The following is a 24,402-nucleotide window of genomic DNA, read 5'->3' as shown; positions in this document are numbered from 1 at the left end:
GGTCCGCTGAACGCAGGCGCCCTGCTGCTTCAACCGCTGACCTTCAACAATGAGTGAACACAGAAACAGAGAAAGATGCGACATCTGTAAATGGCTGGCAGGACGACATCTGTATCTGGCCATGACAACATAGCGCAACGAATTCTCGGTCGATGCTGCAGGCAATAGTCTCAAGCGCGGCGCGAAGCGACATCGATTCACCCGGCAATAAATAGACAATCTGTGCCGGCACCGTCAAAGGTGAGCGCGCCCCGAAAATCCTTGCGATAAGATTCATTGATTCTTATTTAGCCCGGCTGAGGTTGTGGACCGCGGCTTTTGCTGGTTTCAAAGAAACTGAATGATGCCCGATTTTGAACGACCGCTTTAGGGAAACCTGTCGGTCCGCTTCGGGTCGGGCTATACCTTTTGCATGAGACGAGCGCCTGACGCAATTGTCGCGCTCGGTCATCGGGCTCTGGCCGGCCAAGAACGGCCACTCATAGCCTCGTCCAATACGTGGGAAGGTTTGCCGTTGCCATGTCAGAACTACAAGGAACGTCGCAGCCAAAGGAAGGTGATGAAGCCTGTGATGGATATCAGAATGATGAACAGAAAATAGCCCCATTCTTTTCGCGTGGTTGGCAAGGTACCACCAATGATATCCGCTCCCCCTCCTGAGAGCACGGCCACGATCAGTATGGCTATGCCAACAAATACCATCACTCCTTTCGCTAGACCGCCGAAGAACACCTCAGCAAATCGTGCCAATTTGGATGCGCTGTCAGTCATTTGCTCCAGTCGTCGGTGTCTATTACAGATTCGTCATGTAAGCGCCTTAGCCTAACATGACGAGTGGCCGGTCTTGTGGGAGGGGTTAACGTCCGCTCAGGGTCGGCTTATGCCTCTCGCATAACGTGCGCGCTCCAAGCCTCCGCAGCGACTAGGCTGTAGGACTCTGTGCGGCCAAGAGCAGCCGGTCGACGCGGCGGGCTGGATCGTCGACAATGTGTGCGGGTAAAAGAATGCGAGGAAACCATGCGCTTGTGGGCCAAAGCCAACTCACGGGAGTGGCCAAACATAGAATCGGTTCTGATCCTTGGGCTGACCGACGGGGTCCTACTCATTCGGTACTTCTCTTTTGCAACTCGCGATGTTGAAGGGGATCACTGGTATTCAAATTTGGACGAGGCCAAGCAAGATGCTGAGCAAGGGTTTGGTATCGAGCCGATTGCATGGCAAGCCATGCCCGACGAGAAAGATGAACTTTACCAACTGAGCGTGATGCCGATCGCCGGATACTCCTACGATACGGATAATGCTGAATGGGTTGCATCTTAATTCAACGAATATTCTCCAAAATCGGGGCACTAAGTTAGGCGCCATCGGCCAGAACGCGCCGTTCGACATTGGCACGCAAATCGTCGACAATTTGCTCCAGTAGGTCGATGTTTCGACGTCTTTGGCGAAGTCAGATTCTCCGGCGATGTGCCTCTATATCTAATGAATCAACCAACGCGACATATCTTGGGCGCCGTCGCCCTGATTGGCTTTGTGATTTCGCTTGTTGTCCACATAACTGCGCTCTTTGGCGTGGACCTCGCTGCGCTCATTCCGGCCATCTGGGTGCTCCATGTTGGCATCTTTGTGGTCTTTATTCCTTTTTTGTTTCTATCCCGGAAGGAGTTGGGGCGCGAACGCGCACTTTCGCTCCTAAGGAAAGGGCTCCCGAGCTGGGTTGTCGTGGTGGGAACTATGCTTGTCATCTACACGATCGCCAATTTTCTCCTGTTCATGCTGCATACCGAAGGCGGGAATCCCGCGGTGCAGGATGGTAGATACGTTCTCTTGAATCACGGCAAACTGATTCGACATTTAACCGCATCGGAGTTCACGGCATTCAAGGCCAACGAACTGAGGGGATTCTCAGGCCATTGGCTGCTATTCTATTTTGTTTGTGGAGCATATTTTCTGTTTTGGAAATCGGGTCGGGCGGAAAAAATTAACGGGTATCCTGACGTAGCATCATGACGCCTTTCCAATGACCGGTTTTGAGGAATGCGAGGGACCGCTTCGGGTCGTTCTCGGGCGACCACGTCGGGCAGTGACCGGCCAGTTCGACGCTCCGCCAGTCTGATTACGCCCGCATCCCTAAGCGGTTACTCACGGATCGACGCCGGCCAAATCAGCGGATCACCGCAAGCGGATCTGACAAATTTACTCAATCTGCACTGGGAAAACGTCGCTGACGCGACAGGCGTCGCTTATCGTGACTATGCGACAGACCATCTGCGGATAGCGAAGGGATTGAGCGGGCGAGTGCAGCACGGCGGATTCGCCCGCTCGCCGTCCCGACTCTGCTACAAGCATTCCTGCATTCCTGGCTTGCTCAGGTAACGGGCACGAACTCTCCTTTGGCGAAGAACCACGTCGACATTGTCCGTGCCAGTTCGAGCACGACCTCCGCGTCGGTCCGGCCGGAGGACGCGCGCACATGGAACGAATGATCTGCGTCGTCCACCACATGCAGCGTGGCGCGTGGCCCCAGCGTCTCGACGACCGACCTAAGCAGGTGAAGCTCGGCCAGCTTGTCGCGCGTGCCCTGCAGGAAGAGAATCGGCACCGTGACGTCCGCCAGGTGCCGTGCCCGCTCCACACCGGGCGCGCCCGCCGGGTGCAGCGGGAACGCGACGAAAGCGAGGCCACGCACGCCGTCGAGCGGGGAGATGGCTTGGGCCTGGGACGTCATGCGGCCGCCGAACGACCTGCCGCCCGCGAAGAGCGGCAGGGCTGGCAGCCGCCGGCGGGCCTCTGCGACGGCTGCCCGCACGGCAGCATGTGCCACGGCCGGCGAGTCCACCCGCTTGGAGCCCCGCTCCATGTACGGAAACTGGTAGCGCAATGTGGCGACATCGGCCGCCGCAAGCGCGTCGGCCAGTGACGACATGCCGGCGTGCTGCATGCCCGCCCCGGCACCGTGCGCGAAGACATACAGGGCTCGCGCGTCCTCCGGCACTTGGAGGAGCGCAGAGACCTCAGTGCCGTCGGGCAGTGCCAGGGAAAGCGATTCTGGGTCGTCCATCGTATTCAAATCGTGTCGTTGTGGCCTTTGCGCCGATTCTGCATCAATGAGGCATCGGGAGCGTTTGTGGCGGCCTCCGGCTTGAATTCCCGGCTATACCGTTTGTATTCCTTGCGTTCCATGAGACACCTCGCAGAGCTAGTATGCCCCTCTCCAGGTGTCCACTGAACGTGGGTAAGATCAATTCGGCCAATCGCGGCCCGTCATTTCAAAGCGTTCGCAGCCATTGGGGCGTCTGTTCAAGCGCGTATAGCGGCCCTTTGCCGGGCGGAACCACTAGCCGCAATTCCCAAAGGACGCTCGGCGCGCAATCGGACATTAAAGGGCACCGACTTGCGATGCCCTTGCACATTCAGTGACCGGCGCTTTGGCCGCCGTCGACGTGCAGAATTTCTCCCGTGATGAACGGTGCGGAATCCAGGAAGAGAATCGCGTCGGCAATATCGCTCATCTCCCCCATGCGCCCCAACGGATGAAAGGCACCCAGCGCTGCATGAGTCTCGGGTGCATGCATCGGCGACTTGATAATCCCCGGCGCGACGGCATTCACGCGAATCCCTTTCCTCGCGTACTCGATCGCCAGTGATTTTGTGGCAGCGTTCTGTCCGCCCTTCGTCAACGCCGCCAGCACCGAATACACGCCCCGATGCGCAGCATCGACGGCGCTGGCGGTCACGCTGACCACATGGCCGCTCGAATGCCTTTCCATTTCGGCAATGGCGAGTTGGGTGATGTGATAGAACCCCGCCAGATTCACGTTCATCACCGCGGCATAGTCCTCGGCAGTGTGTTCGGTAAAGGGCTTGCCGATATAGATGCCAGCGTTGTTCACCAGCGTGTCGATCCGTCCGAAACGGGCCACGCCCTCGGAAATGACGCGCTGGGCGGTTGCGCGCTCACCAATATCACCCGCCACGCTCAGAATGTTCGCGTCGTCCGACGGCTTGATCGAACGCGCGGTCGCGACAACGCGATAGTCGAGCTTGCGAAACGCCTTGACGACTTCGGCGCCTATGCCCCGCGAGGCGCCGGTCACGACAACAACTTTTTGTGGTGTGCTCATGTTTTACCCCGGAAATTGATGGCTTGGGTTCAGCGCCCGCTGAATCGACGGCTCACCCTTGTTTGGCTTGCGTCAGCCATTGGTCGAGGCTGGTGCGGCCAATCCGCGCGTCGCCGATCGGCACGAGCGACTGTTCCTCGACGCGACCGCCGTAGTACGTTGCCTCTCGATCCACCACCACAGGACGCGAGTCGCCGACCGACTTCAAGTAGCGTTTGACGATCTCGGCGAACGGTTCGCGGTCCGGGCCCGCGATATCGGTCGTGCCGTTCAGCGGCGCAGCAAGCGCGACCTGCGCGAGAATCGCTGCAACGTCATCGGCAGCTATCGGCTGGAACAGCCCGTCGCCAATGCGCACCGTCCCGTCTTCCGTGCCGTAATCAGCAATCGCGCCGATGAACTCCATGAACTGCGTCGCGCGCACGATCGTGTAGGGCACACCCGCCGCTTCAATCGCCTCTTCCTGCGCGACCTTCGCGACGAAATACGCGTTTTCCGGGGTGCGCTCGCAGCCAACAATCGAAAGCGCGACGTGATGGCGGACTCCCGCGGCCACTTCTGCCTTGCCGAGATTGCGCGTCGAAGTGCGGAAAAAGTCGAGCACGGCCTGCGGCTCCCACGAAGGCGCATTCGCCACGTCCACGACAACGTCCGCGCCTGCCAGCGCGTTGCTCAGCCCTTCCCCCGTCACCGCGTTCACACCGTTACGCGGCGACGCAGCAAGTGCCTCATGGCCCGCCTCGCGAAGCAGCGTGACGACACGCGAGCCGATCAGGCCGGAACCACCGATTACGACGATCTTCATGACACATTCTCCAAATGACGGGCAGTGAACACGTGAAAGCGTGGCAGGCATCGCACCGAGGGGCGCGCCGCCGTCGCATCGCATGGGGCTATTGTGGGAAGATCATGGGCTATCCGAAAGTGCCAAGAATTGCCGTTTCGACCAGGACAAGTCGTTCTCGCCCCACTTGTCGGCAAGACCCAGGACCATGCCTCGCAACCCATTCACCATCGATATCGACCGGCAGCATCACCTGCCGATCTATCAGCAGATCTGCGAACGTTTCAGAACCGCGATCGCCGCCGGACACCTGCGCCCCGGCGATCGCGTGCCTGCGCTGCGCAGCCTCGCAACGCAACTGAGCACGGCGCGAGGCACGGTTGAGCTGGCCTACACAATCCTGGTCGACGAGGGCTACCTTCAGATGCGCGGTGCAGCAGGCACGTTCGTCTCGCCTTCGCTACCGGCGTCGGTGATCCGCCCGGCGCTTGCGCAAGGCGCGAAAGGATCGGCCACGCCGGAAACACCGGGTGAATCGCACGGCGCTCGCGCTGCGCCGCGCCAGCTTGGCATTGCGACCGCCATGAGCGGCGAGCCGCGGCCCTTGCAACCCGGGTTGCCCGCGCTCGACGCGTTTCCCGTCAAGCTATGGAATCGCCTCGTTTCGCATCGCGCGCGCAGCGGCGAGCGCGCGTTGCTCGCGTACCCCGATCCTGCCGGCTATCGGCCGCTGCGCGAACACATCGCCACGTATCTCGGGCTATCGCGCGGCGTAACCTGCCTCCCGGAACAGGTGTTCGTGACCAGCGGCTACCGTGCGACGCTCGAGCTCCTGCTGCGCAGTCTCGCCCGCCCCAACGACGGCGTGTGGTACGAAGACCCGGGCTACCTGCTCGCGCGCGGCTTTCTGGCCGAAACCGGCGTGCAGCTCGTCGCGGTGCCCGTCGATGACGAAGGGATCGACGTCGAGCGCGGCACCCAGCTCGATGCGCAGGCACGCTTCGCTCTCGTCACACCGTCACATCAGAGTCCGCTCGGGTACACGCTGTCGCTCGCACGACGCATGGCGCTGCTGGACTGGGCGGAGCAGGCATCGAGCTGGATCGTCGAAGACGATTACGACAGCGAGTTCCGCTATCTGGGTCGGCCATTGCCGGCCTTGAAAAGTCTCGACCGCCACGACCAGGTGATCTATTGCGGCACGTTCAGCAAGGTGATGTTTCCGGGCTTGCGGCTCGCGTATACGGTGGTGCCTGAGCGGGCCGTCGAACGCGTCGGACGCGTGGCGCGCAGCATGAACGCCGGATCGCCAACCCTGTTGCAGGCCGCGCTGGCCGACTTCATCGAGCAGGGACATTTTGCGCGGCATCTGAAGCGCATGCGAACGCTATACGCGCAGCGGCGCGTGTTGATCGTGCGCGCACTCGAGCAGGCGTTCGGCGAGCAGCTGATCGTCGAATTGCCGCCAGGGGGAATCCAGTTCGCGGCGCAGTTCGTCGATGGCCCCGATGTTCCGGTCGACGACGTGGCGGTCGCCGCGCGCGCACGCGAGGCGGGGCTGGCCGTGCTGCCGCTTTCGATCTGGTACGCGAATGCACGCACACGTCGCACGCCACGCGGCCTTGTGATGGGCTTCGCAAACATCGCCGACGCCGGTGAAGCGGGCCGACTCGCGCGGACGCTACGCGGCTGTCTGGACGGCTAGAAAGGGTTCAGTCGCGGCCACTCGTTGCGCATTCGCCCAAACGTGAGAAGTCCTATGCAGAAGCCTGACTGGTTGGCGCATAGTTATCGGGCGTGCAACAAACCGACGACGTCTCGGTGACTCTCGTATCCGCAAATTTGCTCCGCACCGAACCGCTCAATGCCCCCGACAACTCGAAGCCGCTGTGCGCAATGGCGACAATCTTTGGCGACCGCAACGGACAGTAGCCGGCCATGAGCAGTCGTTCGACAGCGCACTCTAGATCGTCGACAATCGCTCGTCACCCGTGAATACGAACTATGAATTTTCGCTCGCTATTTCGTTCGGCCAGCCCGACGCAGACCACGCAGCAGCCAACCGGATCTATTCATAGGACCGTCGATTGCAAACGGCATGATCATCCGGAAATACAAATTCGGGTCTCCGATCCTGCTGTCCCCATACAGGACATTAGTTGGCTATTACGCTTTTTTGAGCGACGAGTCGCAGATGGCGAACGATTCCATGCCGGGGAGACCGTGCAGATCGGCTGGATGCTCACGAAGCTTGAGGCTGGAGCGGACGACCTTCTGTGCGTCGCAGAGCCCGATATGAAGGCGATCCCAATCAGGTTTGTCGATTCGGTTGACTGCACGTTGAAGCACCTGCGCAATCAGAAGGATGTGGTTGAGAGCATCGCGCATATCCGGAATCCCGACTTCCCATCGCTGCAGCAGAGTGCGGTGGTACATTCCGATTACAAAAGCGCCGGTCGCCTGCTTCTAACTCGACATCCTCCTCACGAAGCAGACTCTGGCTGGTCGCTCACAGATCCGTGTGACGAAGCCCATGCGCAGTACCCGTCACGGCACCTCAGAATCTCGCTTTATCAGTTGGGCGTCGATAGGCCGGACCTGATCAAATTTCTTGCCTTGCCGCCAGGCCTGCACGTCCGCCTCGATGATCGTCAGATTCAAGTAACCGGGCCCGAAGGCGAGATTCAACCGGTACCTGGGTCGTATCTTGAAGCGTTGGAAATGCGTCGCACACAACCCCTCAGCAGGTGACTGCTCCGGAGAAAGTGCGCTGTCGTGAGACGCAGTGCGGCAAAGAACGGCCGGTCGACCACGTTGCCTAGATCGGGGACAATTGCCGTACTGGTCTGTCGACAGCCACGCGCATTCCTGGCGCGTCGGCGAATTGCTGCTCGACTGGAAAACCGAGATTTGGCGTCAACAAACGTGATCCGTTAAGAGATGAAGATTCCTCCTGGAGTCAGGAACGCAGACCTCTGGCGCAAACACTGTCGAAGGATTCGCGCCAGAGCGCTGGACTTGCTTGAAGGTCGTCTTGGCGTCATCGAAACAGCTCGGTTGATGCTTCCATTGGCATATTGGACCAAGGTTCAAAACGAGCCGGAGTTTCTATTGTTTCGTGCGATTGCGTCGGAAACCGACGATCTTCCAGTCGGCGACGTTCGGGCGCACTGGGCGGCGGATGCGCTAGAGCGCGAGGACGTTCGCATTGAGGCTGCCGAAAAATCATGGCGTGAGCAGGCACTCTCTGCTGCCGAAAAGCTGGTCGAGCGGTATCAATGGACGATTGCTCGGAGGCACTCGTCACCAGACGAAGAATGAGATAGACGACAGCCCCATGCAACTACGAGACACCGAACTGCTACTCAAGGTCGACGAAGCATTGTCGGCCATAGGCCCCATGCTGACAGCAACGTGGCCAAACTTGCAGAGCATTCACCGTCAACTGATGTGGTGCCGCGCTCAAATTTCCGGCGAGCCGTCGGAGCCTAGACAGGGGCCACTTACGATGGGGCTGATTGCGACTCGGGAATTTGACATGTGGGGCGATATGCCGGAGCTTGCAGTCCTCATCAATCGGATACAGCGTGCCTTCGAATGAGGTGAATGGCCGCATTGAACGGAGGCGACGGACCGCTTAGGGTCCGTGTCATGCCTCTTGCATCGTACGGCGGCGCGGAAATGTTCGTCGCGCTCTTCCGTCGGGCGCTAGGCGGCCAGTTTCAGCCGTTCGATTTGCGGCGTGAATTGCTGACAATCATTGAATGCTCGAACGTTCGCCAGCGTCGACATCAGATTCAATCAAACATAGTCATCTAGTTGATGGGGATCGCGTCGCACTGACGGTTCCCCCTGTTAAGTTCCGCCGGGCAGATTAGGCGTGTCAAGGATCGCCGCTTTCGCTTGCAGCAGGTCGTCCGGCGAGACGTCGAAGCGGCGTAGCCAAGCATCGCTGCTCGGTGTCGTGTTGTACACCGGCGCGTCGCCACTGACCGTGCCGCGTTGCAGGCTGCTCACGCTGTTCGTGAGGATCTCGCGCAGCGCTGCGTTGAGCACAATGTACGCGGGCGGCGGTGCGATCGGTTGCCCCTCGCCTTGCGGAACACCTGCCTGCGGGGCGACGCCGGCACGGATTAACAAACCTTGAGCACACGGCTCCAGGCTGAACCAGGCTTTCGGAAGCTCAGATTGCAGTGTCGGAATCTGACCCACGCGATCCACCATTTCACCGTTGATTAGCATGAGCCAATCGACGGTTTTTATGCGATCGGTGAGCTTACGAACTTTCATTGCGATTGGGTCTCCCACATCGAGACCAGGACCGAGTTGCTGCGCCATGAAATACTCGCTGCTCTCGTTTTCGTTACGACCTGTCGGCGATAGATTCACCGCCAGACCAGCGTGCCCGTGAACAGCGTCCAGTGCCGCTGCACTGTCCTGGAACAGTTTCACGAAGGGCTCCGGGTTCGAGCGTACGAAGGGGAGCGGCAGACTGAACTCCAGCACGTCAAGACCGCGCGTGCCCAGTTCTGCCTGGAAACGCTCAAGGCAGAACGTCTTGAACTCGTAGAACGACGCCTCGCGTGCAGTTTCGCCGCCCACGTAAATCGCGTCGAACCCCTCGTTGTCGCCGACGCTTTTCGCAAGTGAGGACAAGGTGGGCGCCTTCGCGATCGGGCGGGCCGGCTTGCCGTTGAACCACAGCCATCGGAGCGGATTTTTGTCGTAGCCCCCCGCCACCTTTGCCAATTTTGTATAAGCGTCCAGTACCCACGCCAACGCTTCGCGTTTGTCCGTGGTAAAGCCGCCCGTGAAATACAGGGCGGCCCGCACCACCAGCGCGGCGCCGACGCCCTCATGTGGATGCTTCGGTTCAAAGGCCGCGTAAGGCAGTGTTCCAGCCTTTGTTGGGTCCTTCGCCCATTGCTCAAGCTCGTTGCTCATCGTTAAGTTCGTTCGTTGATCATGGGGCGGGGAGCGGCACAGGTGGCGGGGGAAGTCCCCCGTGCAGGTAACTGTTCAACCCCTGGCTGAACAGTTTCCCGAACTGGGACGCGGTGGAGGATGACGTGGAGCTTTCTGACTGCTCGTCTCCATCGGAGCACCCGCAGTCTGACGGCCCCATTGTGACCACCTTGTCCGGTTCGCCAGCGATTTCCTCGTACGCAGCCTGCTGCTTGAGATCAATGGTGTCCGGCGGGAACTTGATTTCCACCACGTTCTTCAGGTTGTCCTGAGTTGGCGGCAACAACGGGTCGTTGACGACCACCACGTCCGGACGGCGAATGTTGCCCACACCGGAAGTGTATCCGCCCAGCCCGCCGGGCCAATACTTCTGGATCCAGCCCGGCAGATAATCATGGGTCTTCGTGCCGATACTGCTGTCCATGATCGGCGCTGGTGGATCCTTGCTCATATCGTAGTTGACCTCCGCCTTATACGGGCTTTGATGGTCGGTCAGTGCATCCATCGCTTTCAGCCGGCCACTTACGCACTGCTGCTTCAGCGTTTGACCCTGGGCGCCGATTGTTGGCATCGCGTTGCACTTGCAGATCGCTGAACAGATAGCCCGACGGTCTTGCGGATCCATTGAGTTCGGGCGCAAGCGCACCGTGTTTGTTTGCCCCTGACCGGGACCCATTGAGCCGGACGAGGACCCCTTTGCGTAGTCCGTCATGCGTCAACTATCGAACCAGGGTGGTCGAACGTCAGGGACGAAGTCTCATGACTTTCCAGCCACAAAGTGTAGCCATTCGCATCCGTCGTACCGTGAACCGTTTGGCCCGTTGAGGAGGTAACCGTGTAGGAGTGGTTCGGGATGGGCTGGCCCGTGGTGTCGTCCAGCACCTGAAAGCGACCACGGTGCGGACCATCCTGCGGATTATCGTTCACTTGCGAAGCAACGCTCTTCCCACCTCCAACGGACCCGCCGAGACCCGCCGTCGGGGACGCCGTCGCTGTGGATTGGGTGGCGATGAGTGTGGCTCCGCATGCCGTCTTGTCACCCTCGGAAGCAACCGGGCGCTCGCCGAAGGTCATGCCCAGTTGCTTGACCGACACGATCGGGTACACCCCACCGCATTTCGGGCACGACACCTTGTCCCCGAGCAACGCAAGCGCTTTTCCGTCGACCGTGTTCGCGGGCGAGCACGCGAGAACGCGGCCTCCATGGGAGGTGGTGTCGCCCTCCCGAATAAACGCAAAACCCATATTGCATAATTCTCACGGAATTTGTCGGATGAATGTAGCACGATGGATGATGGCGCCGCCACTGCGCAAGTGCGCGATCATTTGCTAAGTGGACGAAGCAACGCGTTTCCTTTACAGGGAACGACCGCTTAGTAGAAACCTGAATGGCCGCCATGGGTCGGCTTATGCCTCTCGCATAACGTGCGCGCTCCAAGCCTCCTCAGCGACTAGGCTGTAGGACTCTGTGCGGCCAGCTTCGGACGTTCGACGCCATGACCAAAATCGTCGACAATCTCGTGTCTGCGATGCGGCGGCCGATTGCGCGGCGATTTCTTCGCGATCACGCAATAGCAAGCTCCGGACTCGCATCGACTTCCGAAGGGTACGAGATTCATGAAACGCATCTATTTCTTCGCGACGAAGATCGATATCTTGACGGTCGCAAATACGGTAGAGGAGAAGACTCCACTGCAGTACATACTTGCCCATCACAGACTCCATCCTGCGTATGGTCCGACAGCACCCACTTATCCAAGCGTCTCGAGATTCCCACATCTTGGAATTGCAACCGCCAAACAAACCGGATCGTGTGAGCGGTATATCGTTGCGCCATCGACTGCCCCGATTGTTCCTGTGACGAGGCTCATCGGTGGAAATCCGGAGACTTTCTTCGAGGTGGGAAATTGCCCAGATTGCGTCGAGTTCAACGCAGGTGGGCTTTGGGAAGGACAGGTGCTCGTCAACGGATTGGTTGAAACATGGTCGGACAGCAAAGAGGCGCAGCGTCTCATGCGGCTCTTCATGTCCGCATTCAAAAGTGCCTTCAAACAAAAGATAGGCGCATATTGGATTGGGTCGGAAGCCTTCGAATTCTTACGAGGTGGGGGACGTCTCACGCTGAACGTCAACGCGGACCCGAATTTCGATATTCAGATACCCGATCGAACTGATATCTGAGCTGAAACTACGCATGTCACACCGGGTTTCGAATGTCCGCTGCCGAGAAACTCGTACGTCCCCATCGGGTCGGGTTATGCCTTTTGCATCGAACGCACACCGGAGACCATCCGCGCGCTCGGTCGTCGGGCTCTGGTCGGCCACAAGCGGACGGTCGACATCACGATGTGAATCGTCGACAATCGGGCAGTCTGTCATTACTAACCGTATTTGTTGTCATGCAACTACTAGCCAGCATTTCTGCCTCGCCCTTCGACGAGCACTATCAAATGGCATACGTTTATTGTCGAGATGTAACGACCGGGTATTGTTTCTCGCTATCGCGATTTCCAAATGAGAACGAGATCGAGGTCATGGTCAGCGACCAACTGAACACTAAGGTTGCAGATGTTTGCGTCAGGTTCAATGGGAACACAATATACGTCGAACTACCCGTACCGGTGGCTGAAAAATTGGACGGGAAGCAGCAATACGAAATCAAACTCGTGTCGATCGAAGGGCGCGAGCAGGAAATAGAGTCAGCACTGAGGAAGATTTTCGAGGGAAAGGTTGGTTTCGAGTTCTCTACTTCACCGTAAGTCCTTCGAGATCGAGAAAGACTCGCCCGATAAAAGCGTCGGGCACAGGTCGGCCAGGTGCGGACACTCGACCTCGGTACATAGATCGCTGACAATCGTGGCTACTCATTCGCTCTAGCCCCATATCGATGAAAGTATCCCGAGATTTCGGAATTGTTGTCCGACGGGCTGCGCTTGCGGCCAAAAATGTCGACCTATCAACGGTCATGGCCGAATTCAATTTGCGGACATACTTTGACGAATCTGACAGTCTGATATCGCTTGGTCCGTTTTTTGGGGGCGATGCAGCCGACGAATGTATGAGATCTTTGGAACGGCTCGGTCTTGCGCACGTCGACGATTTTTTTATCTTCGAGGGGTTTGTGCCCGACTGGTGTTCGTTCGAAGTATTTTGAACCGCGACCACAGACGGGATGCTTCCGCGTTCGGCCACTTTCAGTCATTCGACTTTGTGCTCCAAATCGTCGACAATTTGTCTGAAGAACCGGGGATGAATGACGCTACGGGCAGGCATGGGTGGACAGACGGCGTAAAAAGAGCCAAAAAGTGAAAAAGATGAAAATATCGATTACGGACCAAGAAACATCAATTAGCTGGAGATACAAACATAAAACCCGAATACTCGATCGGAATGGGAAATTCAGTTTTTGCGCTGCAATTAACCACCTTTTGAGCCCTGCATGGCAAGGAATCCTCCCTTCTATGCTGCTTGGGATTTTGTCCAGATTCGGCAACTCTTCTTGGCATGACCTTGTTGAAAAATCCGTTGGCGAGCGATTTCTCCAGAACACATCGTCCCTTATCTTGCTTTATTGCCTTTTCATCGTACTGATTCTTGGTTGGGCAGCGCTGCTAATGCGGAAACGCCCCGTCGCGACAGAGGTAGTCAAGACATTACTTGATTTAATGCTTGTCCGACCGATTGCGACATCAATAGCTCTCTTGTCGACAACTCTGGTTTGCGCCTTTTTCTTCGCTGTAGGAAGCGGCGACTTGACCGGTCGCGACATAACGACACTGCTTATCACAATTGCAGAAGCCGCGGTTATCTACGCGATGGTGTTGTCGACGATTGCATACATATGCTATCGCGTTCCATACTCCGATTATACGAACAATACTGCGGGGCTAATAATTTTTAGTCTGATCTATATTTTGGCGGTATTGGTTACAAGTTTTGGATTCTGGTGCGAGTACGTCGAATCAGCATGTACCATGAGGTGCGGCCAATTTTCCTACCTCAAAGACCATCCTTTGTCATTCTTTGCCATTGCCGTACTTACTATACCGATTGGCTATATCATTAATTTAGTCAGAGCCAAATCGGCGCAAAAAAAAGGGAGCTTGGCGATAGGGTTAGATACTTGATGTCTATAGTCTATCGTCTCCTATTAGGCCTGCATCTACGACATCTAATTTCGCACGGAGAACGACCGCTTTTACGAAATCTGATAGGCCGCTCTGGGTCAAACGGAGGCGATCGTCATCCGACTCAGCCTGGCCAGTGGTGGACCTTCGACAAGCACGTGTAAATCGTTGACATCCAGACTGGATCATCGAATGTTGCTACCGGCGATGTGCTAGCTCGCCAAACAGCGGGCAAGCATCAATCTTTTGGATTTGGAACTTAGTGCATGAGCAATAAAAAAATAAGATTTGTTATCAAAGTCGATGGCGTCCAAAAAACCGTGATTGCCGTTCGTCAAGTCAAAAATTCGGGTAGTAAAGAATTATTCGATTTAAACATCCACACCACATCTGGAGGTCGGTCGTATAAAGCGAGCACTGTCGGCGAGTTGGTTGCGACCGTAGATGAAGAAAACTTTCGAGAGTGCGATCAACATATAAGTGTTCATTGCAACACAAAAAGTGACTCGACCAATACGATAAAGAAATCGCTTATTTTCGGCGACAAGAGCACCGATTCACACGTGCAAATTACGACTGGAATAAAAAAAGATAATTTGTTCGTACCCGCGTTCTTTATGGTTTGCGGCGATCTTTCTCGCGATAGATATACACTTCCAGTTGACTGTGAGGATGAAATTATTGATATCGGCGAACTTCGGCCTAGTCGTGATCAACTGCGATTGATGGTGGTTGTGAGTCAGAAGGGTAAAGAGTTCACATTCCACGAGGAACATCCAAGCAACTTAAAAACCATTAATCTGAGCAACTTTAATCTTACCTTGATATGGTCGTTTCTAAATGTTCCATCGCATCCACAAGCGATAAATTTTTTCATTAGGACCACGCGTGACCAAGGCGCCATGCGTGGTTTAGATTGGTGGGAGATTTACAATCTCTACACCGACATGAATATGACTCATGCTAGCGCCTATTTTGATGCGTATCCCTCGACATCTTGAATGGGCGTTACCGGAATAATTCAGCGGCCGCTTTGGGTCGACTTATGCCTCTCGCATAACGTGCGCGCTCCAAGCCTCCGCAGCGACTAGGCTTTAGGACTCTGTGCGGCCGAGGCCGTGTCAAAACTCAAAACTGCCCGGTTTTCGGGTGTCGCTTTACCCTTCCCGAAGTGCCGCGGAGCCGATGCAGAGCGTTCTGGCAGGCCGACTTTCGCGCTCGATGTCGAAGTCGCACGTTTTGACACAGCCTCGGCCATGAAGGGACGCTCGCGCCTGCAAGTAGAATCGTCAACAATCGGCTCCTGCCTTAATGGCCGTTCCCATTTCGCAAGAAGCAGTGATGAAGGCAACGATTGCGTACATCAAGGAACTTCCGTTCGGATGGACGAAAGCAACCGTGGCGCAACTAGCGTGGACATTGACCTCGCGGAAGTGGTTCTGCGGGCAATCGGAGTCACCCGGATCGAGCATCGCCTGACGACGTTCAGTGAACTTTTGCGCGGCGTTGAAGCAGGCCGCTAGGATATGAATGTTCCGTTGTTCGTTACGCCTGTACGTCCCAATCTGGTCGCGTTCAGCGTGCCAGTATGGGCGATGGGGGACGGGTTTTTGATCAGGGCTGGAAATCCGAAAGTGCCCAACAGCTAGCCGCCCGAAAAGGACGGTGCGAAAGTTCCCCGCGTCGAGCCATGAATGAAGAGTCCAATACAAAATGAAGCCACTGGATCTGACGCGCTTCGATCTCAACCTTCTGGTTGTCCTTGAGGCGCTTTGGGCCGAAAGGCACGTCGGCCGCGCGGCCGAAAGATTGCATTTGTCCCAGTCCGCAACCAGCCACGCCTTGTCGAGGCTGCGTACAGCCTTTGATGATCAGCTTTTCATTCGTAACCCCCGCGGGATCGTGCCGACGCCGCTGACCGCGGAGTTAATGCCGAGAGTGGCTGCGGTGCTCGAGTCGGTGAGGCTCGTTGCCAGCCCACGTGGCCCGTTCGATCCAGGCCGTTTGCAGGCGACACTCTCGGTGGCGGCCACCGATCACGCCATATTGACCGTCATCGCCCCAGTTCTAGCGAGGATCCAGGCCGCTGCACCGGACGTCGTGCTGAAGCTCAGGCCGGCCGATATCGAATCCTCTTTGCGCATGCTGGACGCTGGCGAACTCGACATCGTGCTGGGGTCCGGCTCGTTCGCCCAGATCCCGCAGCGCTTCGATTGCCAGCTTGTCCACAAGGAGCGTTTCGTCGGCATCGCGCGCAAGGGTCACCCGGCCCTGATCAAGCGGGGCAAGAAACTGCACATGAATCTGGATGACTTCGCTCGACTGCCCCACATTCTGGTTTCGCCGCGCGGCGACACACGGGGTGCTGTCGACGATGCGCTGGAGAGCCTCGGACGTACCCGCAGCGTAAGCGTCACCTGCGCTAACTTTCTGGCTGTTCCGTTCATGGTCGGTGCTTCACACTCGATTGCCGTGGTTGCCGAGCGAATCGCATTGCGGATGCAGGAGACCGCGCAGTTGAGCCTGTTTGAATTGCCCCTGGCGCTACCGACCTGGGAGGTACTAGTTATCCGGGCCAGAGGGCGCGCGAACGAGCCGGCCGTCGAGTGGATCACAAACATGATGATCTCCGGCTAAGCATCGACTGCGGCCTGCCTCGGCCAGAGCGGCGCGGGATCATGAATCTCGTGCATCGACATGATGTGTAGATGCCATTGGATCGATTGTCGCGGTCCTCCTAGAGTTGGGTCGTCGATTATTCAACCTGCCAGGAGAATCCAGATGCTCATCACCATCATTTACGACAGTGGCTACGGCCACACAGCAAAACAGGCTCAGGCGGTCGCTGACGGCGTTCGGCGCGTGCCCGGAGTCGAAGCAACGTTGATCGCGGTTGCCGACGGCGACACCCCTTGGGAAACACTGGCGGCGAGTGATGCCATCATCTTCGGCTCGCCGACCTACAATGGCTCGCTCTCGTCCAGACTTAAGAAGTTTATGGAAGACTCCACGCGCCCCGCATGGCTTCCGCAAACCTGGCGCAACAAGATCGCAGCCGGTTTCACGAATTCCGGCGCAATGCACGGCGACAAGCTCGGCTCGCTCATCTCCATGGCCTTGTTTGCCGCCCAGCACGGCATGATCTGGGTTGGCCTGGATCTCTTCGCCAGCAACAACAAGAACGACATGAACCGGATTGGAGGCTGGCTCGGTGCCATGGCCCAATCGGATAACGAGTCGCCTGACGTGACCCCCATCGAAAGCGATTTGCTGACTGCCGCCCACCTTGGCCAGCGTGTGGCCGAAGTGGCAAGCCAGTTCAAGGCCGGAGCCGGGCGATGAGATTGCTTTGCCTCGACATTCCGTTGCCGGGTACCACTCTGGAAACGTACCAACCGCATCTTCAGGAAGAGACGCGTCATGCCTGGGAACTCTACAAATCTGGCTTTGTGCGCGACATTTACTTCCGCCACGATCGTCCCGGTGTCGCCATCATGGCAGAGAGTGATTCGGTCGATACCGCCAGGCGGATCCTAGCCGAGCTTCCATTCTCCAAGGTTGGCCTGATTGACTGGCAGGTTATTCCGCTCGGCGCGTTCGCTGGCTGGGAATCGCTTTTCGCGTCTGGAGACGCTTGAGCGGCAGCGCATCGTCCGAAGCGACGTCGACTCGTCAGCTTGGCGAGTCGGTCTCGTCTGGATGAGACGGGTGCTTTATTCAGCCGGCACTTGCAGCCGTCTCACTTCGATTTGGTTAGATGTGGCGGCGGAAATTTAGTGAACAATCGAAACGGCTATGGCCTGATCCGGCCATAGCGGCCAGCGAAAAGAAGTTGCCGGAGGCACAGTCCAGCATTCAAGGCGAGCGATCCATGTGGTTGAATGTCCGGTGTCGAGAAGCGGTAACGACCGCTCAGGGTCGAGGCTGTGTGAAAACACGAGCTAGGCGCTCGGCCCGAATTTGAGTTCGATGATGGGATCGGCAGAGGCCAATAGTGTGGCGACCTGTTCGGCCGCACTCGGGTCGAGCCCAAGATGCTCGCAGCCGAGGTATGCAACCGTATCCTCGGGCGACCAAGGGCCCAGCGAGGTCACGTAATCAGCGATCTCGTCTTGGATCTGTCGCCACGATTCATATCGGCGGCGCGAGAGAAGAATTCGATCACCTCGTGTATAGATCACATGGACATCCACGTGCGTTCTCGTCGATGAAAATGAGCCTTCATTCTCTCACGTGATCTCCTAAACTTCGGTCAGCACTTCAAGGGCGGAGGAACAATTGAAGCGATTCGTTGAAGGTGACGACCGGAAGCAGGTGACGTTGTTGCCCGAATGCCTGGACGATTTCGTTGCCGAGGACAACCCGGTCAGAATCGTCGAGGCCTTTGTCGAAGAACTGGCGCTAGAAGCGCTTGGATTCGTTGGCGTTACGCCATCGTCAACGGGCCGCCCCTCTTACCATCCGGCAGTGCTGCTGAAGATATACATCTACGGCTACTTGAACCGGATTTAATCGAGCCGGCGCCTGGAACGCGAATGCCAACGCAATATCGAGTTGATGTGGCTGACTGGCCGTCTGGCACCGGACTTCAAGACGATAGCCGACTTTCGACGGAACAACGGCGCGGGCATTCGCAACGTCTGTAGCAGGTTTGTCGTCTTATGCCGGGATCTCAAGCTGTTCTCTCAAGCGCTAGTCGCCATCGACGGAAGCAAGTTCAAGGCATCCAATACGCGTGACCGCAACTTTACGACTGGCAAGATCGATAAGCGTCAGCAGCAAATTGAGGAAAGTATCCAACGCTATTTGAGCGCGCTGGAAACGGCGGACCGGACCCAACCGCCCGAGGTGGAAGCAAAGACCACTCGACTGCGAGAGAAGATTGCTCAATTGCAAGGGCAAATGCGCCACCTCGAGCAGGTCAAGGAAGAGTTGAAGACACTACCTGATGGACAGATCTCATTGACTGATCCCGATGCTCGCTCCATGGCGACGAGCGGCCGTGGCTCGGGGATGGTGGGCTACAACGTGCAGGTAGCCGTAGATGCCAAACACCACCTCATCGTTGCCCATGAGGTCACAAATGCAGGTAGTGATCGTGCACAGCTCAGCCCGATGGCACAAGCTGCTCGTGATGCCATGGGCAGAACCAGATTGAAGGCTATCGCTGATCGAGGGTATTACAGCGGTCCGCAGATCAAGGCGTGCGAGGATGCAGGCATTGCAGCCATCCTGCCCAGGACCACGACGTCAAATGCAAAGGCTCATGGTCGCTTTGACAGGGCGGACTTCATCTACATTGCCCGGGATGACGAATACCTGTGCCCTGCCGGACAACGCGCTATTTACCGCTTTACCGGTCTGGAACATGGCATGTATCTGCGCCGCTATTGGAGCAGTGCCTGCATTGGTTGCGCAATGAAACCGCAATGTACGCCAAGCGATTACCGGCGGATACGCGCTGGGAACACGAATCAGTATTGGAAGCCGCGCAGCGAAGGCTGGACAGAATGCCGGATGCGATGACGACGCGAAGGCGGACTGTTGAGCACGTGTTTGGAACGTTCAAACACTGGATGGGCTACACGCACTTCCTGACTCGCCGGTTCGCCAATGTGAGTACCGAAATGAGCTTGCATGTGCTGGCATACAACCTCAAGCGCGTAATAGCGATACTGGGGTTCTCGAAAATGATGAGGGCCATGAGGCTGGTGGGTGCGTGAAGCACCCAAGGTTCCCTGTAAAAGCTAGACTCGGTCCGCAACGGGGCATCGAAATTACGCCACTGCTCCTGGCCTGCTGACGGGCTGCGACAATGCAGCACGGAATCTGCGTCCGCCGACTCCGCGTTTCGTGTTTCCACACAGGCTCGGTCGAGAGCACTCATACGACCGCGGCGACAGCTGCCATTCGTGGTCGAGCGAGTGTGGATGGCTGAAGAGTGCCCTGAAGCTGCCTGACGAACGGCGACATCTGAACGTCTGCACTGGCCGGCGGATTCAACCGGTCGATGCAACACAATGAGCGCTGCATGAGCAGCGGGAGTGTTGCAAATGAAACAGAGGCGCCGGTTCTACTACAGCGAGAACCAGAAAGCGTTGATGTGGGAGCGTTGGCGCGAGGCTCCGTCGCTTGGCGTGGGCCTGTAATATCCACCTGCAACACCCGCCCGCCACGCCCTCCCGCGAGGACCGGCGGGTTTCTGTTGGTGCTCCCAACCGGACAATTTGCCCTGGTCAATCAGTGACAGTTTCGGCCCGGAACTGAATACTCAGCGACACCATCGCTTAGCCGCTTCGCGGGGCGTGTCGGATACGACAGTCCCGTCGTGATGCCACCATTCGATCGCTATAGCTGCCTCGCTCTCCGAGCGAGCTGGCGACCACATTGCGAACGTCGTCTGCAACCTGATTCCACCACGGCGCCCCGTCTCCGTCGCTTGCGCGCGGATCAATCGCCTGGCGATAGATAGCCTTTTGCCCTATCAAGGGTGCTTTGCGTCCCGTTTTCAGTGGCAATAAATTTGTCAACACGTACGGGCTCTGATCGCATCACCACGGGGCTGGGCCTGTGCCAATATTATTGAGTTCTACGTCGCCGGAACATGAGCGCGAAAGTCAACCATGCTGCTCTTTCTAGACCCTGGGTACACTGGATACCTCCAGGCCGCGTCGATACTCATAGGTCTCTCACTCGTCGCTGGAGATGGAAGGCATGGGTGCCTCTTGCTGCTCACTGAAGATCACTCGACGTCATGGATGCAGCCTGGGAGTCCCCCTGATGATCGCAGTTCGCAACATCGCGGTAGCGCGTAAGCAGTCACTCAATTGAGTGATAAAGCTGCAGCGATGGACATCGCTTACGGATGGATGCGCGTTTGGCGCTCGCCAGCCTTCGTTGCGATCTTGTGCCATGGCGTGGGGTCGCAATTGACGGGGAATCGCGCCCTCGGTCTTCGTGTATAAATGAGGCTACTCAAGACAAACGGAGGCCACCGTGGCCGAAACCCCACCGTCCAACTCAAAGCCGGTTACCGAAGGCGCGCGCACTTCGGTCTCGCGTCCCGTCAGGCTTTGGGCCCTCTGCGGCGGCATCGGCCTTTTGCTCGTGAGCCTGTTGGTGGTCTTCGCCCCTGATCGGGAAAAACTGGATGAACGGGCGCTGAGCGGTCTGGGATTTTTCACGGCCGCGTGCGATGACGGTGGCGATTCAACTGCCACACCCGCGTCGGGATGCCTGGCATTGCGGGCAAAACCGACAGTGACAACGTCTCAGCTCGCCGCCGCGGTCACCCACCTAGCCAAACTTCATCTGAAACTCGAATTGAGTCTGGCGGGCAGTTCTGTTGATAACATCGACTCGCTGAAAGAGCTGGATGATGTGCAATCACTCGACCTCACGGGCACTCCGGTCTGGAACATCGACGTGCTGAAGGGAAAACGTTCCCTGAAAAGACTCGTGATACACCGCACCCAGGTCCAGAACATCGATGCGCTTCAAGAATCGACCGGTCTCCAATTGCTCAATCTCTGGGACACCCGCGTTTCGAATCTCGAAGCGCTGAGGGACTTGACTGAGTTGCGCCAACTCGATCTTCGGGATACGCAGGTTCGGGACCTCGAAGCGCTGGCGAAGCTACCTCGTCTGGAAGCACTCAAACTGGGTGGCGCGAGAAATGTCAGGGACATTGAGCCACTCGGTCAATTGACCACGTTGACAACACTCGATCTCAACGAGACGCAAGTCGAGCGCCTCGATCCTTTGAAGAATCTTCACGATCTTCAGGCGCTCTATCTCGCGAACACGTCTGTTCGGGACATCGATGTGCTGATGGGCATGCCACACCTGAAGACGCTCGTGCTCGACGGTTCCAAAGTCGAGAATATCGAGGCGATACGGGGATTGCGCGAGTTGGAAACACTCGTTCTTGCCCGCACGCAAGTCACGAACATCGACGCACTGAAAGGCCTGACTGGCCTGCAAAGGCTCAATCTCTCCGACACCCGCGTCGAGAACATTGATGCGCTGAGCGATCTTACTGCCCTTCGAACACTCAATCTCTTTCGCACCGACGTTCAAGACATCGACGCGCTGAAGAAACTGAAGGGGCTGCAAGAGCTCTATCTCGCGAACACACCAGTCAGAGACGTCGACGTACTGAAAGGCCTGACCGGGCTGCGGGAGCTCGTTCTCTATGGCACCAAGGCCCGGAACGTCGATGATCTCAAAGCGGCGTTACCAAATACTCGAGTTGTATGGTGACTCCGGGTCTGGCCCGCTCGCACGACTAACTGCCACTGGCCCTCCCTCCCCCGTGCCGCGTGCGGCTTCGGAAAAGACGACGACTTCGGTCGCCGTCACCTTGCCAGTTGCGCGGCGAGCCTTTTGCCCTGGAGACCGGTCGATCAGTACGGCACTGGACTACGACGGGCCGCCCGCGACCGCTTTGGCCCTGCGTGATGTGGTGCGCTCCAGTCTCATGTACAGGTTCGCTGCCACGATACCGAAGACGATGTGAACGAACACGCTCGCCAAATTGCGCGCTTCTGCGAACCACGGAAAAAGCCGTGTCATGCCGTAGAAATTAATAAGGTAAACGGCTACAGCGAATGCGCCACCCGCCAGTGAAGCCATCCCCATGCTCCAGTCCAGGTCGAACGACGCCATGACCAGACCGAGGGCAAGCGCGAATACGATGGCAAGGCCAAAATGCACCACAAAGGCCGCGAGCACGATGCCAGGCGAGAATGCTTGCGCCGATTGCAATGCGCCTCGTCCCAGAATGATCGCGGCGACCATGCGTGGGGGCTCCAGCAGACTGCCGCCAGTCGTCAGTGCCATCAGGACGACCCCTAACACCAGGAACACGGTGCCGGCAATGACGCCTGCCAGCACGGCGGCCCGACAGTCGAGTTGGCCGTGTGTGAAATGATGGAAATCCATGTGAAGTTGCACAATTTGTCTCCCGATTGATTCGGAGAAAATTTCAGCGAAAAACACCCTCAAATCAGGCGTGCTTCTCACTGAATTCGTTGAGCGGCACAGGCTGCTTGAGCGGATCGAAGTCGGCCCACCGCCCTTGTTGCCAGTTGCCGGTCGCGCGTTCGATCGCTGCGCCTCCCGCATCGCGCAGCACCCGTGCGGCGCTCAACAGGCTGTCCGGCGACACGTGTACGGCCACCAGCACGCCGGATTCACGGGTTTCTTCGTTGCTGGCTTCGCGCGTGCGCACCATCGCGCCGACCAATGAGCCGACATACGCACTCACCCCAATCGCGATCAGCGACACGATAAGTGGCGGCGAAAACACTGCGAAGACCCCGACGCCGACCAGGGCGCCAACCACTGCGCCAATCGTGACGCCTATCTCGGCACCCGCCGGCGCCTCCCTCGCGTTTGCATCGGTAATGGTTTCGAATCCATGCTGGCCGGACGGATTGACGAAGAACAGTGTGACGTCCTCCTCGACGAAACCGGCAGTGATGAGCCGTTGTGCCGCATCTTCAGCGGCGGGGAATGTCGTAAAGCGTGCTGCGACGATGAGTGACATGTGGCCTCCTTCCATCGTTGAGTGGTGGTTGCAGGCGTACCACCCCACCTCACCCGCGCCGACATATATGCATGCGATGGCACGCGCCGGGACTATGCCGAGTTGCCGAGATCGGGTTCCATACCGTCCACTCTGAACAGTCCGCTATGTACCACTACTCCTTGCGGCTGTGGCGCAAATTGCCGCTCGCGCGCGCAAAAGCGGTTGATTCACCGTGTCTCGTCGGTACGGCTGTCCTCTTCATTGTGCAAACGCGCAATCAGAATCACGATGGGTCAACCTCCTCTATTTGAGGTAGGTGCCTCGCCAGGTGTCGCGGTGCAGCGGAATGACTGTTCGTCGCTTGTACGTAACATCGAGCGGCATGATTTCTTCAGGACGACGCAATGTGACCGTTCAATGGCAGTCTGCTTGCACGCTCGTTCGTCCGTAGATGCCCTACGCATTCCCGGCGCCCTGTTCCGCTGGCTTATCGAACTGCGTGAAGTCCTTATTAATTCGTTCGCCGGCGTGGAGGTTTGTGATGAATCGTGCACATTGCCTGGCATATCCAGTCGACACCTCATGCGAGAACAATCAACCAGATCCTCAATGACGAGGTCACGCAGCCACAGCGTAGCCTTGCTTCGTACGACTCGCGTCGTGATAAAACGAAATAGGGCTTCGAATATTCCCGGCGTGTTGTGTGGTCCGCGAGAATGAGATGAGGTTGACCGCGCCGTCGAACGCACAAGCGTCGACGTCCGTCATCCCGCTGACAACGTGCTTTCACTTTGCAATCGCAACGTTTGCGAAAGAACGCGTGAAAAATGAGCGGAGTTCAGAGCAGAGGGGTCTGGGCGCGTTTTGATA

General features: G+C 57.5%; 24 protein-coding genes and 2 pseudogenes. 16 read left to right on the top strand and 10 right to left on the bottom strand.

Annotation, left to right across the window (positions count from 1 at the left end; translation table 11 throughout):
- Positions 1 to 528: 528 nt before the first annotated feature.
- The gene (locus tag VSR72_RS38340) at positions 529 to 771 is read right to left on the bottom strand and encodes a hypothetical protein (protein WP_342957420.1); all 243 of its coding nucleotides are present in this window, start codon (positions 769 to 771) and stop codon (positions 529 to 531) included.
- A 252-nt stretch (positions 772 to 1,023) separates the two neighbouring features.
- Here VSR72_RS38340 and VSR72_RS38335 point away from each other — a divergent pair, with 252 nt between their 5' ends.
- Positions 1,024 to 1,320, top strand: a complete 297-nt coding sequence (locus tag VSR72_RS38335; RefSeq protein WP_342957419.1) for a hypothetical protein — start codon at positions 1,024 to 1,026, stop codon at positions 1,318 to 1,320.
- A gap of 186 nt (positions 1,321 to 1,506) precedes the next feature.
- Entirely contained in the window at positions 1,507 to 2,010 is a 504-nt protein-coding gene (locus VSR72_RS38330) for a hypothetical protein (RefSeq protein WP_342957418.1), read from the top strand.
- A gap of 358 nt (positions 2,011 to 2,368) precedes the next feature.
- Here VSR72_RS38330 and VSR72_RS38325 read toward each other — a convergent pair whose 3' ends face one another.
- The 3 genes from VSR72_RS38325 to VSR72_RS38315 form a co-directional block, all read right to left on the bottom strand.
- A complete protein-coding gene (locus VSR72_RS38325) occupies positions 2,369 to 3,061 on the bottom strand; it encodes an alpha/beta family hydrolase (RefSeq protein ID WP_342957417.1) in 693 nt (230 codons plus the stop codon).
- A 352-nt stretch (positions 3,062 to 3,413) separates the two neighbouring features.
- A complete protein-coding gene (locus VSR72_RS38320; RefSeq protein WP_342957416.1) occupies positions 3,414 to 4,124 on the bottom strand; it encodes an SDR family NAD(P)-dependent oxidoreductase in 711 nt (236 codons plus the stop codon).
- Positions 4,125 to 4,176: 52 nt separating this feature from the next.
- Positions 4,177 to 4,929, bottom strand: a complete 753-nt coding sequence (locus tag VSR72_RS38315; protein WP_342957415.1) for an SDR family oxidoreductase — start codon at positions 4,927 to 4,929, stop codon at positions 4,177 to 4,179.
- Between the two features lie 187 nt (positions 4,930 to 5,116).
- Between VSR72_RS38315 and VSR72_RS38310 the strand changes: the two genes are divergently transcribed.
- The 4 genes from VSR72_RS38310 (at position 5,117) to VSR72_RS38295 (ending at position 8,509) form a co-directional block, all read left to right on the top strand.
- Positions 5,117 to 6,613 (top strand): PLP-dependent aminotransferase family protein, encoded by a 1,497-nt coding sequence (locus tag VSR72_RS38310; protein ID WP_342957414.1) that lies wholly within the window; start codon positions 5,117 to 5,119, stop codon positions 6,611 to 6,613.
- A gap of 299 nt (positions 6,614 to 6,912) precedes the next feature.
- Positions 6,913 to 7,659 (top strand): hypothetical protein, encoded by a 747-nt coding sequence (locus tag VSR72_RS38305; protein ID WP_342957413.1) that lies wholly within the window; start codon positions 6,913 to 6,915, stop codon positions 7,657 to 7,659.
- A 189-nt stretch (positions 7,660 to 7,848) separates the two neighbouring features.
- Positions 7,849 to 8,229, top strand: a complete 381-nt coding sequence (locus VSR72_RS38300; protein WP_342957412.1) for a hypothetical protein — start codon at positions 7,849 to 7,851, stop codon at positions 8,227 to 8,229.
- Positions 8,230 to 8,245: 16 nt separating this feature from the next.
- The gene (locus tag VSR72_RS38295) at positions 8,246 to 8,509 is read left to right on the top strand and encodes a hypothetical protein (RefSeq protein ID WP_342957411.1); all 264 of its coding nucleotides are present in this window, start codon (positions 8,246 to 8,248) and stop codon (positions 8,507 to 8,509) included.
- A 254-nt stretch (positions 8,510 to 8,763) separates the two neighbouring features.
- Here the strand turns inward: VSR72_RS38295 and VSR72_RS38290 are convergent, their stop codons facing one another.
- From VSR72_RS38290 to VSR72_RS38280, 3 genes are all read right to left on the bottom strand, one after another.
- Complete coding sequence (locus tag VSR72_RS38290; RefSeq protein ID WP_342957410.1) at positions 8,764 to 9,852, bottom strand: type VI immunity family protein; 1,089 nt, start codon at positions 9,850 to 9,852, stop codon at positions 8,764 to 8,766.
- A 19-nt stretch (positions 9,853 to 9,871) separates the two neighbouring features.
- A complete protein-coding gene (locus tag VSR72_RS38285; protein ID WP_342957409.1) occupies positions 9,872 to 10,498 on the bottom strand; it encodes a VRR-NUC domain-containing protein in 627 nt (208 codons plus the stop codon).
- Between the two features lie 83 nt (positions 10,499 to 10,581).
- The gene (locus VSR72_RS38280) at positions 10,582 to 11,118 is read right to left on the bottom strand and encodes a PAAR domain-containing protein (RefSeq protein WP_342957408.1); all 537 of its coding nucleotides are present in this window, start codon (positions 11,116 to 11,118) and stop codon (positions 10,582 to 10,584) included.
- Between the two features lie 372 nt (positions 11,119 to 11,490).
- On the opposite strand from VSR72_RS38280, the gene VSR72_RS38275 reads away from it, so the two are divergent.
- From VSR72_RS38275 to VSR72_RS38240, 8 genes and pseudogenes are all read left to right on the top strand, one after another.
- Positions 11,491 to 12,054 (top strand): hypothetical protein, encoded by a 564-nt coding sequence (locus tag VSR72_RS38275; protein ID WP_342957407.1) that lies wholly within the window; start codon positions 11,491 to 11,493, stop codon positions 12,052 to 12,054.
- Between the two features lie 353 nt (positions 12,055 to 12,407).
- Positions 12,408 to 12,632, top strand: coding sequence for a hypothetical protein (locus VSR72_RS38270; protein WP_342957406.1), 225 nt, complete (start codon positions 12,408 to 12,410; stop codon positions 12,630 to 12,632).
- Between the two features lie 546 nt (positions 12,633 to 13,178).
- Complete coding sequence (locus VSR72_RS38265) at positions 13,179 to 14,000, top strand: hypothetical protein (protein WP_342957405.1); 822 nt, start codon at positions 13,179 to 13,181, stop codon at positions 13,998 to 14,000.
- A 266-nt stretch (positions 14,001 to 14,266) separates the two neighbouring features.
- Complete coding sequence (locus tag VSR72_RS38260; RefSeq protein WP_342957404.1) at positions 14,267 to 15,001, top strand: hypothetical protein; 735 nt, start codon at positions 14,267 to 14,269, stop codon at positions 14,999 to 15,001.
- Between the two features lie 340 nt (positions 15,002 to 15,341).
- Positions 15,342 to 15,634 (top strand): annotated as a pseudogene (locus tag VSR72_RS38255) (transporter substrate-binding domain-containing protein); the annotation flags it as partial.
- Positions 15,635 to 15,713: 79 nt separating this feature from the next.
- Positions 15,714 to 16,637, top strand: coding sequence for a LysR family transcriptional regulator (locus tag VSR72_RS38250; protein ID WP_342957403.1), 924 nt, complete (start codon positions 15,714 to 15,716; stop codon positions 16,635 to 16,637).
- Positions 16,638 to 16,781: 144 nt separating this feature from the next.
- On the top strand, positions 16,782 to 17,342 hold the full coding sequence (locus VSR72_RS38245; protein ID WP_342957402.1) for a flavodoxin family protein: 561 nt from the start codon (positions 16,782 to 16,784) through the stop codon (positions 17,340 to 17,342).
- The gene (locus VSR72_RS38240; RefSeq protein WP_342957401.1) at positions 17,339 to 17,638 is read left to right on the top strand and encodes a superoxide dismutase; all 300 of its coding nucleotides are present in this window, start codon (positions 17,339 to 17,341) and stop codon (positions 17,636 to 17,638) included. The genes VSR72_RS38245 and VSR72_RS38240 overlap by 4 nt, the downstream gene beginning before the upstream one ends.
- Before the next feature lie 303 nt (positions 17,639 to 17,941).
- Here the strand turns inward: VSR72_RS38240 and VSR72_RS38235 are convergent, their stop codons facing one another.
- Entirely contained in the window at positions 17,942 to 18,193 is a 252-nt protein-coding gene (locus VSR72_RS38235; RefSeq protein WP_342957400.1) for a hypothetical protein, read from the bottom strand.
- A gap of 85 nt (positions 18,194 to 18,278) precedes the next feature.
- On the opposite strand from VSR72_RS38235, the pseudogene VSR72_RS38230 reads away from it, so the two are divergent.
- A pseudogene (locus tag VSR72_RS38230) lies at positions 18,279 to 19,723 on the top strand (IS1182 family transposase).
- A 1,273-nt stretch (positions 19,724 to 20,996) separates the two neighbouring features.
- Positions 20,997 to 22,262, top strand: a complete 1,266-nt coding sequence (locus VSR72_RS38225) for a leucine-rich repeat domain-containing protein (RefSeq protein WP_342957399.1) — start codon at positions 20,997 to 20,999, stop codon at positions 22,260 to 22,262.
- Between the two features lie 159 nt (positions 22,263 to 22,421).
- Here VSR72_RS38225 and VSR72_RS38220 read toward each other — a convergent pair whose 3' ends face one another.
- Complete coding sequence (locus tag VSR72_RS38220; protein WP_342957398.1) at positions 22,422 to 22,943, bottom strand: hypothetical protein; 522 nt, start codon at positions 22,941 to 22,943, stop codon at positions 22,422 to 22,424.
- Positions 22,944 to 23,007: 64 nt separating this feature from the next.
- Positions 23,008 to 23,550: a hypothetical protein gene (locus VSR72_RS38215; RefSeq protein WP_342957397.1), complete on the bottom strand. Its 543-nt coding sequence runs from the start codon at positions 23,548 to 23,550 to the stop codon at positions 23,008 to 23,010.
- Positions 23,551 to 24,402: the final 852 nt, after the last annotated feature.

Origin of the sequence: Paraburkholderia sp. JHI869, from assembly GCF_038900775.1 — a bacterium.
Taxonomy (GTDB): Bacteria; Pseudomonadota; Gammaproteobacteria; order Burkholderiales; family Burkholderiaceae; genus Paraburkholderia.
This window is presented reverse-complemented; position numbering and strand designations above follow the sequence as displayed.

Excerpts from the sequence above, each read along its gene's own strand:
- VSR72_RS38340 (WP_342957420.1), bottom strand. The coding sequence starts at position 771 with ATGACTGACAGCGCATCCAAATTGGCACGATTTGCTGAGGTGTTCTTC.
- VSR72_RS38325 (WP_342957417.1), bottom strand. The coding sequence starts at position 3,061 with ATGGACGACCCAGAATCGCTTTCCCTGGCACTGCCCGACGGCACTGAG.
- VSR72_RS38320 (WP_342957416.1), bottom strand. The coding sequence starts at position 4,124 with ATGAGCACACCACAAAAAGTTGTTGTCGTGACCGGCGCCTCGCGGGGC.
- VSR72_RS38315 (WP_342957415.1), bottom strand. The coding sequence starts at position 4,929 with ATGAAGATCGTCGTAATCGGTGGTTCCGGCCTGATCGGCTCGCGTGTC.
- VSR72_RS38310 (WP_342957414.1), top strand. The coding sequence starts at position 5,117 with ATGCCTCGCAACCCATTCACCATCGATATCGACCGGCAGCATCACCTG.
- VSR72_RS38305 (WP_342957413.1), top strand. The coding sequence starts at position 6,913 with ATGAATTTTCGCTCGCTATTTCGTTCGGCCAGCCCGACGCAGACCACG.
- VSR72_RS38300 (WP_342957412.1), top strand. The coding sequence starts at position 7,849 with ATGAAGATTCCTCCTGGAGTCAGGAACGCAGACCTCTGGCGCAAACAC.
- VSR72_RS38295 (WP_342957411.1), top strand. The coding sequence starts at position 8,246 with ATGCAACTACGAGACACCGAACTGCTACTCAAGGTCGACGAAGCATTG.
- VSR72_RS38290 (WP_342957410.1), bottom strand. The coding sequence starts at position 9,852 with ATGAGCAACGAGCTTGAGCAATGGGCGAAGGACCCAACAAAGGCTGGA.
- VSR72_RS38285 (WP_342957409.1), bottom strand. The coding sequence starts at position 10,498 with ATGGATCCGCAAGACCGTCGGGCTATCTGTTCAGCGATCTGCAAGTGC.
- VSR72_RS38280 (WP_342957408.1), bottom strand. The coding sequence starts at position 11,118 with ATGGGTTTTGCGTTTATTCGGGAGGGCGACACCACCTCCCATGGAGGC.
- VSR72_RS38275 (WP_342957407.1), top strand. The coding sequence starts at position 11,491 with ATGAAACGCATCTATTTCTTCGCGACGAAGATCGATATCTTGACGGTC.
- VSR72_RS38270 (WP_342957406.1), top strand. The coding sequence starts at position 12,408 with ATGGTCAGCGACCAACTGAACACTAAGGTTGCAGATGTTTGCGTCAGG.
- VSR72_RS38260 (WP_342957404.1), top strand. The coding sequence starts at position 14,267 with ATGAGCAATAAAAAAATAAGATTTGTTATCAAAGTCGATGGCGTCCAA.
- VSR72_RS38250 (WP_342957403.1), top strand. The coding sequence starts at position 15,714 with ATGAAGCCACTGGATCTGACGCGCTTCGATCTCAACCTTCTGGTTGTC.
- VSR72_RS38245 (WP_342957402.1), top strand. The coding sequence starts at position 16,782 with ATGCTCATCACCATCATTTACGACAGTGGCTACGGCCACACAGCAAAA.
- VSR72_RS38240 (WP_342957401.1), top strand. The coding sequence starts at position 17,339 with ATGAGATTGCTTTGCCTCGACATTCCGTTGCCGGGTACCACTCTGGAA.
- VSR72_RS38220 (WP_342957398.1), bottom strand. The coding sequence starts at position 22,943 with ATGGATTTCCATCATTTCACACACGGCCAACTCGACTGTCGGGCCGCC.
- VSR72_RS38215 (WP_342957397.1), bottom strand. The coding sequence starts at position 23,550 with ATGTCACTCATCGTCGCAGCACGCTTTACGACATTCCCCGCCGCTGAA.